Here is a 14,460-nt window from a genome sequence, read left to right as displayed (position 1 = left end):
GGCTATTCTGCCGCTTCCTCGTCCTTCTTGCCCTTGACGATCACCTCGGGTTCTTTGGCCGCTTCGGCAGTGGCTGGGGTCTCGGCCGCCGCGGCTTCCACCAGCGGGGCGATGACCGTGGTGATGACCTTGGATGGATCGGAGATCACTTCGCCATTCTCCAGCTTGATGTCGCTGACATGAAGGGACTGCCCAATCTTGAGGTGCTGCACGTCGAGGGTTATCTGATCGGGGATATCGGTGGGGAGGCAGGAGATCTCCACCAGGTCCAGAATATGCTCCAATATTCCTCCGCCGTTTTTGACACCGTCAGGGATCCCGGTCAGGGCCAGGGGTATCTTTACCCGGATCTTCTCCTTGAGCTGGATCTCCTGCAGGTCCAGATGCAGCAGTACGTTGTGGATGGGCTCGGTCTGGGCCTCCTTGATGATAGCCTTGAGCTCCCCTTTTTCTTCGGCCAGTTTGAGGGTGATGATGACGTTCTCGCTGGAGGCGTATTTGAACAGCGGCAGAAGGTCCTTGGCCTCGAACATCAAGGGAATGGCAGGCTTGCCCTGGCCGTAGACCACGGCCGGTATCTTGCCATTCTTCCTTAAGGCCTTGGCCTTCTGTTTTCCCTGCTCCTCCCTGCGGTGAGCAATTAAAGTGACTTCATGCATGGTTGATTTTCTTCCTAATATTAATGGTTTGGCAGTTTATTAAGCTCGTTTTTCTTAGATCAGTTGAAAAGGCTGCTGACGGACTCTTCGTTGTGGATCCGCTTGATGGCATCGGCCAGGAGTTTGGATATGGAAAGCACCTTGATCTTGGCTATCCGTTTCTCCGGCGGCAGGGGGATGGTGTTGGTCAGCACTACTTCGGTGATGGGAGAATCGGAGATGGAGACTATGGCTTGGCCGGACAGCACCCCGTGGGTGGCGGTGGCGTAGATGGACTTTGCCCCGTTCTGCTTCAAGATGCCGGCCACTTCGCAGATGGTGCGGGCGGTGTCCATGACATCATCTACGATCAGGCAGTTCTTGTCGGCCACCTCGCCGATGATATTCAACACCTCGATCTTGTTGGGCCCCGGCCGACGCTTGTCGATGAAGGCCAGAGGAAGGTCTCCCAGCCGCTTGGCAAAGGCCCTGGCCCGGTTGACGCCGCCGGTATCGGGGGACACCACTACGAAATCCTGAACCCCCAGCTGCTGAAAATGTTTGATCAGCACCGGCGAGGCATAGAGGTGGTCCACCGGGATGTCAAAGAACCCCTGGATGGCCTCGGTATGCATGTCCATGCTCAGAATCCGATGGGCTCCGGCCACGGTTATCAAGTTAGCCACCAGCTTGGCCGAGATGGGCACCCGGGGCATGTCCTTGCGTTCCTGCCGGGCATAGCCGAAATAGGGGATGACGGCGGTGATCCGCTTGGCCGAGGCCCGGCGGGCGGCATCCATCAGGATCAGCAGTTCCATCAGGTTGTCGGAGGGCATGAAAGTGGGCTGGAGGATGAACACATCGGCGCCCCGGACATTCTCGTTGATCTGAACCCTGATCTCACCGTCGGAGAACCTTCCGATGGTGCATTCGCCCAGGGCCTGGCCCAGTTCCCGGCCGATATCCACCGACAGGTCGGGGTTGGCGGTCCCGGAGAATACCTTCAAATCACCGTTCACTTTTCGATCCTCACTAAACATATCTTAATTATGGCTCAGGGGCAGGGACTCGAACCCTGGTTCTCAGCTCCAAAGGCTGGTGTCCTGCCAATTGGACGACCCCCGAATATTTTTATTTTATTACTTTATCCAAGAACTCCCGGCCCTGGCCGGTCTTCAAATATCTTTCGCGTTTCATGGCATCAGCCAGTGTGGCAAATTCTTCGCTATAGACCAAAACCCACGGGCGCCGGTTTCTGGTATATTTGCATTTTCCATTATTATGCGCTACTAATCTTTCGTTGATGTCTGCGCTGGAACCGATATATCTTGTTTCAACTGAGATGCTTTTTAAAACATAAACAAAATATGACATTTTTCAGGGACTCTCTGCCGGCAGTTAGTTTTTGCAGTAGGGCGACGGCAGATCCGCCGCCGCTTCACTTGTATCATTTCAGCCGGCGGAGAACCCAAGGTATCTCAGCTCCAAAGGCTGGTGTCCTGCCAATTGGACGACCCCCGAATATTTTTATCCTATTACTTTGTCCAAAAACTTGCGGCTCTGGCCGGTCTTGAATATTTTAACCAGGGTTAAGCCGTGCCGGGGGAAATAAAAAAGCTGACAACAGGTTGCTTGCAATAGTCAAGCTATAAGTAAGCCGCATGGAGATGTTTCCTGCCTAACAGCAGGGAACGCGACGACCTACTGTCAACCGTCGGTTTCCCGGTCCGGAAATTTATTTCAATCCAAAGATCAGCGAATTTAGTCTACCGGAACTTCCTCCCTGGCGGCGGCCGGAGCTTCCTTGAGGGTCTTGTGATACTCGTCGAGGATGGCCTTTTCCAGCATCTGCCGGGTCTCGGCGTTGATGGGGTGGGCCACATCCTTGTAGGTTCCGTCGGCCATCTTGCGGCTGGGCATGGCGATGAACGGCCCGTTGTTCCCCTGGATGATCTTGATGCCCCTTACTGCAAAGGCGTTGTCGAAAGTCACGTTGGCAAAAGCCAACAGCTTGTCGTTGCCGCCCTGGCGCAGCGATACCCTGATCTCGGTGATCTGCATAGATGTTTTACCTTCCGTAGCCGATGTTAGTAGTTGAGTTATTTGGATTGGTTCGGTATAAATCTATCGAATTATTTTCCCGAGGATACGCTGTGGGCCAGAAAACTGCCGGGCCAGATCTTTGAAATTTTACTATAACCTTTTTCGGCCGAATCGGCATCGGGGAACAGGCCGAAAACAGAAGAGCCGCTGCCAGACATCAGGCTGCCCAAAGCTCCGGCTTCCAGCAGATCGGCTTTTACCCTGGAGATCAGCGGATGACATGGGATAACCGCCGGTTCCAGATCGTTGCTCAAATAACCGGAGAGGTCAATGGCGGGTTTTCCCATTCCGCAGGATTCCACAAACATTTTACTAAATTTAGGTCCTTTTGTCAACCAGTTTTTTGTGATTTTGTGATTTTTATAAGCCCAGGCGGTGGATACCGGAAATCCCGGATATACTAAAACGAAATGGTATTCCTTCGGGCATTTCCGGACCCTGACCTTTTCGCCCCTTCCGGTGACATGGGCGGTGCCTCCCCTTAAAAAGAAGGGGACGTCCGATCCCAGGGATGCGGCTGCTTTCTTCAGGCGAGGCGGGGTCAGATCCTCCAGTCCCCACAGTTCTTTAAGCCCCAGCAGGACAGCGGCGGCATCCGACGACCCGCCGCCCAGGCCGGCTCCTATCGGAATGTTCTTTTTAAGTGAGATGGTTGCGCCGAGGGCCCTTTTATCAGGATGCTTTTTTAGCGCCAGGGTCCTGAGTGTCAGGGCTGCCCGGTAGGCCAGATTGGAACCATCGGTCGGCAGTTTGGGGTCATTGCATTTGAGGATTATCCTGCCGTCCTTTCGGGGAGATAGGGCCAATTCGTCATGCAGTGATATGCAGTGGAAGACGGAATCGATATCGTGATATCCGTCGGGGCGAAGCCCCAGGATCTTGAGGGTCAGGTTGAGCTTGGCGTAGGCTTTGATCTTCAGTTTTCGCATAACCCTGATTGTAGCATAAGGAGCCGGGGAAACTCAATGGAAATGTTAAATGTTCCATGCGTTTATTTGTCTTGACAAAAACAGGCGGGATAATTACAATTGCACAAATAAATGGGTGGGTTGCCGTAATACGGAACTTTGGCTAAAGCCAAAAGGAATTTAGGAGAAATGTTGCCACGACCTGAAGGTCGTGGCAACTAGGTTGTGGCAACAAAGGGGCGCATCAATTGAAAAATCTGGCTTATAGGCGTAAATGCGTGGCATCTAACAAATAGCTTGCGGCATATAGAAAATAAGGGGATTCCGCTGGGCAAACCATAATGAATTGCCACGATCTTCAGATCGTGGCAATGGAAAAGGGATCACCCCGGCTTAAGCCGAAACCAAAGCTGGAACTGAGCCGCAGGAACAAGAGAGAGAAAAAATGCCCTACACCAAAGTGATGATACACTTGATCTGGTCCACCAAGAACCGGCAGCCGATCATTACGCCACAGTTAAGGGTCCTGTTGCTTCAGCACATCAAGGAAAACAGCAGACAAAAGGGCATTTTCATAAACGCCATAAACTGCGTAAAGGACCATATTCATATTCTGGTTTCGCTCGGCACGGAGCAGACCATTGCTAAAACGGTAATGCTGATAAAAGGCGAATCGTCGTTTTGGGTAAACAAACAAGGTCTGTTGAAACATAAATTTGAATGGCAGGATGAGTATATCGCCCTGTCGGTCAGCCAATCGGGGGAGGAAAAGGTACGAATGTATATTGCAAACCAGGTAGAGCATTATAGAAAAGCGTTGTTTTCAGAAGAATATGAGGCGTTTATAAAGGCGCATAGTTTTGAGATAAAATGATTTCGGCTAAAGCCATATTTTCATCTTACAACCACCACGACCTGAGGCCTTCGCTGAAGCTACGGCCTCCAAGGGAAGGCAAATATGTAGCATAAGCGAAAGGTCGTGGCAAATAAAGTCCGTGGCAACTGAAGGCAGTGGCAAATAAACAAAAGGTCAATGGCAAATAACAAGCGGTCAAGTTTATAGATATGTGCCTGGCAAAGGTTATGATTTTAAATATTGATTTAAAGGCAAAATGAAGAAAATATCCAAAATACCCGGGAGTATTAGATTAAATGGCTCTAAGGCCGTGTTAGTATTTTTAAGTTTGCCTTTTTTTATTTTAGCATTGTTAAGTATAATTGTAAAAAAATATGATATATGGCAAATATTGTATTTAAGTATTTTTGGCACACTGCCGGCTGTAATATTCGATAGATTGACTGCGAAGGTTGGTTTTGGGCATAGGGGAAAGGACATTGATCTGCCAGACTCTTTAAAGCGATTAAAAACCTACTATAGCAGTAATGAAAGAAATGTCGTATTGGTCAAGGGCGCATTATTTCATATTATAGCTCCAATGATTTTGGTGCCGCTTTTTTCTATAATATACGACAAAATAGCATTATCTCCTGTTGGTGATTATTTTCAAGTTATAAAATCACATGAAAACATATGGCGTAGGTTTATTGTTGCAAGCATGGCCTGGAATTTTAGTTGTTATTTCACGGTCGGTTATTATAATAGTCATATTATAATCAAAAAGTGGAAATACATACAAGAAAACTACCCGCCTTGGCCGGAAAGAGCAAGCAAAAAGGTGAAGGAAAAAATATTATCTGATGGCGGGGAGGAACATATTGTTTCACCGCAGGAAGAAGCGTTATCTGTTATTCTAGATGGTGGGGAAAATTATACCAGAGGTATGAAATTCAAGAACGTTTTATATTTTCTGGATGGATCCTTTCGTTGTTGGCATTTATTGCCGCTGTTAGGTTTTTCATAAACGGGAGGTATTTAAATACACTGGTTGCGTTGGGTTTTATATTTATTGGTTATTTATTAATATTTTTAAACAAAAAGAAATAATATTTTATGTGATTTAAAAGAAACAGGGTACTGTTTTGGCGACTTAAAAAAGGAAAGAAGTCTACCTTGGGATAAAGATATATTGGCGCAGGGCAACCTGCGCCGTTTCTGTTGGCTTTTCGATGACTTTTTTGTTTGACATTGCCATTTAATTCGTGATATCATAAAATGTTATGAAAATTTTAATCATAGGCTCCGGAGGGCGGGAGCATGCCTTGGCCTGGAAGCTGTCGCAAAGCCCCAAAATAAAGAAAATATACTGTGCACCGGGCAATCCCGGCATGGCCCAGATCGCCGAATGCGTGGACATTTCTGCCGACAAACTGGAAGCCTTGAGGAATTTTGCCCTGAAACAGAGGGTGGATATCACCGTGATCGGCCCGGACGATTGCCTGGCCGCCGGGGTGGTGGACGTCTTCCAAAAGGCCGGGCTGAAAACATTCGGGCCGACCCAAAAGGCCGCCCGGATAGAATCCTCCAAAAGCTATGCCAAGCGGCTGATGGCCCAGGCCGGCATTCCCACGGCGAAATATGCCGAGTTCGACGATCATCAGAAAGCACTGGAATATCTTGCTTCGCAGAAATACCCTTTGGTGATAAAGGCCGACGGACTGGCCCTGGGCAAGGGGGTGTTCATCTGCCATTCCTCCAACGAGGCCGTACCGGCGATCAAATCCATGATGCTGGACGGTAGTTTCGGCAAAGCCGGCAGCAAAGTGATCATCGAGGAATTTTTGCAGGGGCAGGAGGTCTCCATCCATGCCTTCTGCGACGGGCGTTCCGCCAAATTGTTCCCCACCGCCCAGGACCACAAGGCGGCCTATGACGGCGACCAGGGGCCGAACACCGGCGGGATGGGGACCTATGCCCCGGTGCCGTGGGTCAGCGCAGAGATGATAGGCGATATCAAAACCCGCATAGTCGATCCCATCCTCAAGGCCCTGGCCGACGACGGCAACCCCTTCACCGGCTGTCTGTATCCGGGGCTGATATATACCCAAGAGGGTTTCAAGGTCCTGGAATTCAACGCCCGGTTCGGAGATCCCGAGACCCAGAGCTATATGCGGCTGCTGGAGACGGATCTGCTGGAGATAATAAAAGCCTGCATCGACGGGCGGCTGTCCGAATTGGATATCAAATGGAGCAATGATTCCGCCTGCTGCATCGTGGCCGCCTCGGGCGGGTATCCCGGCAGTTATCAAAAAGGGTTTGAAGTCAGCGGCCTCGACCAGGCCGGGGAGGAAGATACTGTGGTGCTTTTCCAGGCCGGGACCAAAAGGGGGAACGGGAACATAGTGACCTCCGGCGGCCGGGTGCTGGGCCTGACCGCCGTGGCGAAAACCCTGAAAGAATCTCTAGACAAAGGATACAGCGCATTGTCGAAAATACATTTCAAGGATATGCATTTCCGCAAGGATATCGGTCGAAAGGGCCTGCAATGATCAAAAAAGACCCCAAAGTGAAAAGACCCAAAGCGACAAGCCCTGCCAAGGGCAAGTCTAAAATGAAAGCAGCCGTTGCCGCGGCCCCCTGTCCCGATGTGGTCCTGGAAAATATCTCGGACAATATCATCCAGCTGGACCTGCAGAACAGGGTGACCTGGGCCAACCCGGCGGCGGTTGCCTCTCTGGGCAGGAAAGCCGATGATATCATAGGTCAGCAATGCTATAAACTCTGGGGCAGGACCTCCTCCGACTGTCAGGATTGTCCCACGGTGCTGGCCCGGAAGACCGGCCAGACCCAGTCAAATGAGATGACCTCCCAGGACGGCCGGGTATGGCAAGTAAGCAGCCACCCCATAAAGGATGATAAGGGCAAGATAGTATCGGTGGTGGAGGTCAGCCGGGAGATAACCCAGAGCAAAAGGGCCCTGGAGAATGAGACCCGGCGGCTGCACGAGAAGGGCGCCATTTCGGAGATCGCCATGCAGCTGGCCAAGACCACGGACGAGGGGCAGATATTCAAGCTGATCAGCCAGGGCATCGGCAAACTGGCCGGCAATGCCGTCACCGCGGTCAGCTCATTCGACAGCGCGGATTCCAGCCTGACCGTCAGGGAGCTGGGGGGCTCCTCGGCCAGCCTGAAAAAGGTCAATGAGCTGTTGGGGAAAAAGGCCGGCCGGCTGAAATTCAGTGACATCCCGCCCAGGATCATCAAGAATTTCCGGATGGGGCGGATGCAAAGTCTTAAGGGCGGGCTGGCCGAGGCCTCATTCGGCGGGTTTCCCGCCAAGCTGATAAATGCCCTGATCTCGGGCCTGGGGATCGCCCAGGTCTACGGGATGGGGCTCTACTGCGGGCAGCATATCCTGGGGGCCGTGATCATCTGCCAACTGGGGAAGGACGATGGACTGTGCCAGGACCTGATAGAGAATTTCGTCAACCAGTCGGCCATGGCCCTGGCTAGGGTCAGGGCCGAGGAGGATATCAAATTCGCCCAGGATTACTTCAAAGCTATCATAGACAACACCTCCGAGATCATCACCATACTCGATTCGGACGGGATCATCAAATTCAAGAGCCGCTCGGCCGCCCGCGAGCTGGGCTACCAGCCCGAGGAGTTGGTGGGAAAAAATGTGTTCGATTTCATCCATCCCGGGGATGTCCCGGGATTGATAGTGAGATTCAACCAGGAGCTGCTGGCTCCCGGGAAATCAATCAGGCTGGAGCTGAGGTTCAAGCATAAAAACGGATCCTGGCAAACCCTGGATGCCACCGGCATCAATCTGTTAAACAATCCTGCGGTAAAGGGCCTGGTCATAAATTCGCGCAACATCACCGAAAGGAAGAACAACGAGCTGGAGCTCAAACTATCCCAGGCCACCCTTAAGGAAAGCGAGCTGAAATACCGGGAATTGGCCGACGCGCTGCCCCAGTCGGTCTTCGAGACCGATCGGTCCGGGAACCTGACCTACGGCAACCTGGTGGCCCTGGAAAAATTTAACTACACCCGGGCCGACCTGGACCGGGGGCTGAACATATTCCAAATGGTCATCCCCGAGGACCGGAAAAGGGCCCGGGAGAACTTCAACCGGCGGGCCCAGGGGGGCGAGGCCGAGGAACAGGAATACACCGCCCTGACCAAGGACGGCCGGATGTTCTCCGCCAGCATCTATGCCACCCCGGTGCTAAAGAACGGAAAGTTCGACGGATTCCGGGGGGTGGTGGTCGACATCAGCGACAGTAAAGCATACAGCCAAGAGCTGCAAAAGATCCAGCTGAGGCTGAAACACCTGCTGACCGCCAGCCCGGCCGTGATCTACAGTGTGATCCCCGAGAAGGATTTTCAGGTGACCTACGTCAGCGAGAACGTCAGCAGCGTGCTGGGCTACGGGGCCGAGGAATTCCTGAAGGAGGACCATTTCTGGACCGAGCGGATCCATCCCGATGACATCAAAAAGTTCAAGTCAGACGAGAGGATACTGCTGCGCCAGGGGCATCACATATTCGAATACCGGCTGCGCCACAAGGACGGAGGCTACCGGTGGCTCCGGGACGGCATGAGGATGATCTACGGGAACCAGGGGCAGCCTTCCGAGGGCATCGGGTATCTGGTGGACATCACCGACCTCAAGCAGGTCGAGGACCGCCTGGTGAACGAACGGGACATCGTCAAAAGCATCTTCGATTCCTCCCCCGACGCCCTGATCGTATCCGACCTGGACGGCAACATCCGGGACTGCAACCAAGCCGCCCTGAAGATGCTGGGGATGGCGGGGCCGCTGGAGCCGGGCCAGGCCAATATCATCTCCATGGTGGAGAACATCAGCCGGGAAAGGTTCTCGGAGATCAAAAAGCACATCCTGAAGAGCGGCTCTTTCCGGGACCTGTCCTTGATCCTGGTCGGGAAGAAGGGCGGCCGGATCCTGACCGAGGCCACCATCAGCCTGGTGCGGGAGGCCGGCAGCGATTCGGCCTTCTTCGTCAGCACCATCAGGGACGTGGGGGAGCGGAAGCGGATGGAGGCGGCCCTCAAGGACAGCGAAGAGAAGCACCGGGTGCTGCTGGACAGCATCCATTCCCCGATCCTGGCGCTGGACCGGGACATGCGGGTGCTGTACTGCAACAAAGGATATTTCGACATCATCGGCAAGCGGACCCGGGAGCTGGTGGGCCAGAAGCTTCTGGAGGCGTATCCCAGCTTCAAAGCCACCAAGTCCTACCAGGCGTACCTGAAATGCCTGGAGACCGGCCAGTCCCAGCAGGTCGAGGGAAAATTCAACAACCGGTACCTGAAGATAGCGGTATACCCCACCCAATGGGGCCTGCTGGCGGTGGCCGACGACGCCACCGAAAGCCGTTTGGCCCATGAGCAGCTGGAGGAGAGCCGGCGCAAGCTGGAGACCCTGATGGGCAACCTGCCGGGGATGGTCTACCGCTGCCGCAATGACAAGGGCTGGCCCATGGAGATAACCAACCAAAACTGCCGGGAGCTGACCGGCTACCAGCCGGACGAAATCATCGCCAATAAGACCGTATCCTTTTCCCAGATGATACATCCCCAGGATCGGGAGATGGTGTGGGATGAGATCCAGAACGCGGTCCAGAAGAAGCAAGCCTACCAGCTGATATACCGGATAATCGCCCGGGACGGCACCGAGAAATGGGTCTGGGAGCAGGGCCAGGGGGTCTATGACGACCAGGGATCCCTGCAGGCTCTGGAGGGGTTCATCAGCGATATCAGCGAGCGCAAGAGGGCCGAGGATGCCCTGCATACCTCGGAGTACCAGTACCGCTCCACCATCGACTCCCTGGGGGACAGCATCCATGTGGTGGACGCCAAGCTGTCGATCATGCTTACCAACCAGGTGTTCAAGGATTGGAACAAAAAGATGGGGTTGACCAGCGAAGCGGTGGGCCGGAACATCTTTGACATCTATCCCTATCTGCCCAAGGACAAAGTGCTGAAGGAATACCAAAAGGTGTTCCAGGGCGGCCAGGTGATGGTGACCATCGAGGAGAACAGCTTCAACAAAAACCGGATAATCACCGAGACCAGGAAGATACCCATATCAGAGAACGGCAAAGTGGTCCGGGTCATCACCGCGGTCCGGGATATCACCGAAAACAAGCTGGCCCAGGAGGCGCTGCGGGAAACCGAGACCCGCCTGGTGGCGCTGAGCGACAATATCCCCAACGGCTTAGTCTACCAGATAGATTCGGGGGTGGACGGACAGCAAAGGAATTTCACCTACATCAGCGCCGGGGTCGAGCACCTGCACGGGGTCACTGCCCAGGAGGTTATGGAAGACGCCGAGGCCATTTACGGGCAGGTGGTCCAGGAGGACCGGGAGATGCTTATCGAGCGCGAGGCGGCCGCCGTGAAGCAGATGTCCTCCTTCAGCGCCGAAGTGCGCATGCGGATGCCATCCGGTATAGTCCGGTGGTCTCTTTTCATATCCTCGCCCCGGCGGCTGCCCAATAAGCACCTGTCGTGGGACGGCATTGAGATCGACATCACCGAGAGCAAGCTGGCCCAGGAGAAACTGAAAGAATCGGAGGCCAATTACCGGGCCCTCTTCGATCAGGCCTCGGACGGCATCATGTTCATGTCGATCGATGGCTCCCGGCTGATAGTCAACGACTCATTCGCCCGAATGCACGGTTACGGCAGCCGGGCGGAGATGGAGCACATCCGTCTGGAGGACCTGGACACTCCAGAGTCTGCGAAGCTGGCTCCGGAACGCTTGCGGAGAATGATAGCCGGCGAGTCATTGCAATTCGAGGCGGAGCATTTCCATAAGGACGGCCACCCCTTCTCCCTGCAGGTTTCATGCAGTGTCATTCGAATAGGGGAGCAATCATACTTTCTAGGTTTCCATCAGGATATCAGCAAGCGCAAGCTGGCCGAGGATGAACTGCGTTCATCGGAGATGAAATATCGGATACTGATGGACCAGGCCAACGATGCCATCTTCGTCGGGGATCCCGAGACGGGCAGGTTGGTGGACGCCAATCTGAAAGCCCAGCAGTTGATAGGGCGCACCCTGGATGAGATTTTGAAAATGAACCAGGCGGAACTGCATCCCGCCAACCAGAGGGAGAAATACCAGAAAATATTCCGGCAGCATATCAAGGACGGCAAAGCCATTCTCCCCGATCTGGTGGTGGTACATAAAGACGGCCGCCAGATCCCGGTGGAGATCAGCGCCAACCTGGTGGATATCAGGGGCCGAAAACTGCTGCAGGGGATATTTCATGACCTGTCCGAGAGGCAGGGAATGGAAAGCGCCCTCAAGGAGTCGGAGGAAAAATACCGCCAGATCTTCAACGGTGTGGCCGAGGGCATTTACCGCAGCACCCCGGAGGGGAAAGTGCTGATGGTCAATCCGGCCCTGGTCCGGATGCTGGGCTACTCCTCGGCAGAGGAGCTGATGCAGCGGGACATAGCCAGCGAGGGTTATGCGGATATGAAGATACGCCAGCAGTTCCTGTCCCGGATCGAAAAGGACGGAGCGGTAACCGATCTGGTCAGCGAATGGCGCCGCAAGGACGGCAGCCTGATGGTCTCCAGGGAGAACGCCCATGCCGTAAGGGATCCCTCCGGCAATACCTTGTATTACGAGGGCACGGTGGAGGATATCACGGAGAAGAGCCGGGCCGAGGAAGCCCTGAGGGCCAGCGAATATCAGTACCGCACCACCATCGATTCGCTGGGGGATGCCATCCATGTGGTGGATCGCGATCTGAGGATCATTTTAGCCAACCGGTTGTTCATACAGTGGTGCCGGGACATGAAGCTGACCCCTGAGGTCATAAACAAGGACGTCTTCGAGGTGTGTCCCTTCTTGGCCCAGCAGGTCAGGGAGGAATATGAAACGGTTTTTCGCACCCAGAAGGTGTTCGTGTCCCAGGAAAAAAATGAGGTGGCCGGAAGATCCGTCGTCACCGAGACCAGAAAGGTGCCGATCTTGGAGAATGGCCGGGTGATCAGGGTGATCACCCTGATCAAGGATATCACCGAACAGAAGGAGGCCGAATCTGCCGGCAAACAGAACGAGCAGCGGTACAAGGCCCTGGCCGATTCATCGCCGGACCTGGTGTTCGTGATAGACCGCCAGGACAGAATAAAGTACGCCAACAACCGGGCGGCGTCGTTGGTGGGCCTGGCCGGAGAACAGGCCATCGGCCGCAACCTCACCGAATTCTTCCCCCAGCACATCAACCAGGTCCAGCAGGAGCAGCTGAGGGAGGTCTTCGAAAAGGGCCGGGCGGCTCACTACGAGCTGCCCACCCCGGTGGGGGACCGGGTGATGTGGCTGGAGACCTGGCTGGTGCCGCTGAACGATGAGGGCGGAACGGTCCAGGAAGTGATGGGGGTGTGCCGTGATCTTACCGACCGGATCAACATGGAGAATGCCCTGAAGGATTCAGAGGAGAAGTACCGCCAGATATTCGAGGGAATCTCCGAGGGCATCTACCGCAGCACCAATGAAGGCAAACTTCTTTTCGCCAATCCCTCCCTTATCCGGATGCTGGGATATAAAAACCCGGAGGACGTCCAGGGGCTGGATCTCAACAATAGCGTCTATCTCGACAAGAAGACCAGGGAGAGGTTTATCAGGCAGATCGAGAAGAACGGCGAGGTAGTGGGATTTGAAGCCGAGCTGAGCAGCAGGGACGGCACGGTTCGAACGGTGAGGGAGAACGCCAGGCTGGTCAAGGATGAAAGCGGCAAGCCCCTTTATTACGAAGGGACCCTGGAGGATATCACCGTCCGGAAGAAGGCCGAGCTTTCTCTGAAAGGCGAAAAGGACAAACTGGAGCACCTGTTCAAGGTCGGCCTGTCGGTGGCCCGGGCCCAGACCTTGCAGGAAAAACTGGACCTGACCATCAAGGGCATAGCCGACTGCCGGCTGTTCCATAAGGCGGTGATGGTGCTGGAGGACAACGGGTACCGCAGCCACATCGCCCAATACGGTCTGCGAGCGGAAGAGGTGGAAAATATAGAAAAATCCCCGGTCAACGACGCCCCACACAAGGCCAAGATATTCCTGGATAAATACCGCAGGAGCAATTCCTATTTTATCCCTCACGGCGATGCCGAGGTCCATAAAAATTTCGCCGCCCGGTTCGTAAGCCAAAACTACCAATCGAACGGGACCTGGCACCGGGATGACGTGCTGATAGTCCCCCTGGTTATAAAGGGGGTCACCGTAGGATACCTGTCGGTAGACGAGCCCTGGGACGGCAATATCCCCGGCATCGAAACGGTGCACCTGCTGGAGCTTTTTGCCAATCAGGCGGCCATCGCCATCGAGAACATCCGGCTGTACAACGATCTGGAGCGCAGCTACTACGACACCCTTAAGGCCTTCGTGGCCGCCATGGACGCCAAGGACCCCTACACCAAGGGTCATTCCGAGAATGTACGGCATTACGCTCTGAAGATAGCCAGGCATATCGGACTGTCCGAGGACAAGCTCAGGCTGGTCGATTACAGTTCGCTGCTTCACGATATCGGCAAGCTGGGTATCAGGGAGGACATTTTGGCCAAGCCGGATGTGCTGTCCACCGCCGAGTTCCAGGAGGTCAAGCTGCATCCGGTCATCGGCAGCCGGCTGGTGCTGGAGATCGATGCCCTGAGCCATACCGGGGAGGTCATCTACTGCCATCACGAGTATTACGACGGTTCGGGATATCCCCGGGGCATAAAAGGCGATGACATCCCCCTGGAGGCCAGGATCATAGCCGTGGCCGACGCTTTTGAGGCCATGACCTCCGATCGCCCGTACCGCAAGGCTTTCAGCTTCCAGGTTGCGCTGCAGCGGCTGCAGGATGCCGCGGGCACCCAGTTCGATCATAAGATCGTCAACGCCTTCACCGAGCTGTTCCGCCGGGAATCGGGCATCAAGGAGGGCGATTGA

Annotated in this window: 9 protein-coding genes and 1 tRNA gene; 4 read left to right on the top strand and 6 right to left on the bottom strand. The window is 54.3% G+C overall.

Going from position 1 to position 14,460, the window contains the following annotated elements:
• Positions 1 to 2 precede the first annotated feature (2 nt).
• The 6 genes from A2273_07855 to A2273_07830 all read right to left on the bottom strand — a co-directional run bounded on the left by A2273_07855 (position 3) and on the right by A2273_07830 (position 3,670).
• Positions 3 to 659 carry a hypothetical protein gene (locus A2273_07855; GenBank protein ID OGF08251.1) on the bottom strand — a complete coding sequence of 219 codons (657 nt, stop codon included), beginning with the start codon at positions 657 to 659 and terminating at the stop codon, positions 3 to 5.
• 59 nt (positions 660 to 718) lie between these two features.
• A complete protein-coding gene (locus A2273_07850) occupies positions 719 to 1,678 on the bottom strand; it encodes a ribose-phosphate pyrophosphokinase (protein ID OGF08250.1) in 960 nt (319 codons plus the stop codon).
• Between the two features lie 10 nt (positions 1,679 to 1,688).
• A tRNA-Gln gene (locus tag A2273_07845) sits at positions 1,689 to 1,763 on the bottom strand.
• A gap of 6 nt (positions 1,764 to 1,769) precedes the next feature.
• Complete coding sequence (locus A2273_07840; protein OGF08249.1) at positions 1,770 to 2,012, bottom strand: hypothetical protein; 243 nt, start codon at positions 2,010 to 2,012, stop codon at positions 1,770 to 1,772.
• A 387-nt stretch (positions 2,013 to 2,399) separates the two neighbouring features.
• A complete protein-coding gene (locus A2273_07835) occupies positions 2,400 to 2,699 on the bottom strand; it encodes a septation protein SpoVG (protein OGF08248.1) in 300 nt (99 codons plus the stop codon).
• A 71-nt stretch (positions 2,700 to 2,770) separates the two neighbouring features.
• A complete protein-coding gene (locus A2273_07830; protein OGF08247.1) occupies positions 2,771 to 3,670 on the bottom strand; it encodes a 4-(cytidine 5'-diphospho)-2-C-methyl-D-erythritol kinase in 900 nt (299 codons plus the stop codon).
• Positions 3,671 to 4,094: 424 nt separating this feature from the next.
• On the opposite strand from A2273_07830, the gene A2273_07825 reads away from it, so the two are divergent.
• From A2273_07825 to A2273_07810, 4 genes are all read left to right on the top strand, one after another.
• Positions 4,095 to 4,523: a transposase gene (locus A2273_07825; protein OGF08246.1), complete on the top strand. Its 429-nt coding sequence runs from the start codon at positions 4,095 to 4,097 to the stop codon at positions 4,521 to 4,523.
• Between the two features lie 238 nt (positions 4,524 to 4,761).
• Positions 4,762 to 5,511, top strand: coding sequence for a hypothetical protein (locus A2273_07820; protein OGF08245.1), 750 nt, complete (start codon positions 4,762 to 4,764; stop codon positions 5,509 to 5,511).
• A gap of 256 nt (positions 5,512 to 5,767) precedes the next feature.
• Positions 5,768 to 7,036 (top strand): phosphoribosylamine--glycine ligase, encoded by a 1,269-nt coding sequence (locus A2273_07815; protein ID OGF08244.1) that lies wholly within the window; start codon positions 5,768 to 5,770, stop codon positions 7,034 to 7,036.
• Entirely contained in the window at positions 7,033 to 14,460 is a 7,428-nt protein-coding gene (locus A2273_07810; protein OGF08243.1) for a hypothetical protein, read from the top strand. Before A2273_07815 ends, A2273_07810 begins: the two co-directional genes overlap by 4 nt.

This window comes from Candidatus Edwardsbacteria bacterium RifOxyA12_full_54_48, from assembly GCA_001777915.1.
Taxonomy (GTDB): domain Bacteria; phylum Edwardsbacteria; class AC1; order AC1; family EtOH8; genus UBA2226.
Note: the sequence above shows the minus strand (reverse complement) of the source record. Positions and strands in the feature narration are given on the sequence as shown.

Coding starts and splice junctions, on each gene's coding strand:
- A2273_07855 (OGF08251.1), bottom strand. CDS start 659: ATGCATGAAGTCACTTTAATTGCTCACCGCAGGGAGGAGCAGGGAAAA.
- A2273_07850 (OGF08250.1), bottom strand. CDS start 1,678: ATGTTTAGTGAGGATCGAAAAGTGAACGGTGATTTGAAGGTATTCTCC.
- A2273_07840 (OGF08249.1), bottom strand. CDS start 2,012: ATGTCATATTTTGTTTATGTTTTAAAAAGCATCTCAGTTGAAACAAGA.
- A2273_07835 (OGF08248.1), bottom strand. CDS start 2,699: ATGCAGATCACCGAGATCAGGGTATCGCTGCGCCAGGGCGGCAACGAC.
- A2273_07830 (OGF08247.1), bottom strand. CDS start 3,670: ATGCGAAAACTGAAGATCAAAGCCTACGCCAAGCTCAACCTGACCCTC.
- A2273_07825 (OGF08246.1), top strand. CDS start 4,095: ATGCCCTACACCAAAGTGATGATACACTTGATCTGGTCCACCAAGAAC.
- A2273_07820 (OGF08245.1), top strand. CDS start 4,762: ATGAAGAAAATATCCAAAATACCCGGGAGTATTAGATTAAATGGCTCT.
- A2273_07815 (OGF08244.1), top strand. CDS start 5,768: ATGAAAATTTTAATCATAGGCTCCGGAGGGCGGGAGCATGCCTTGGCC.
- A2273_07810 (OGF08243.1), top strand. CDS start 7,033: ATGATCAAAAAAGACCCCAAAGTGAAAAGACCCAAAGCGACAAGCCCT.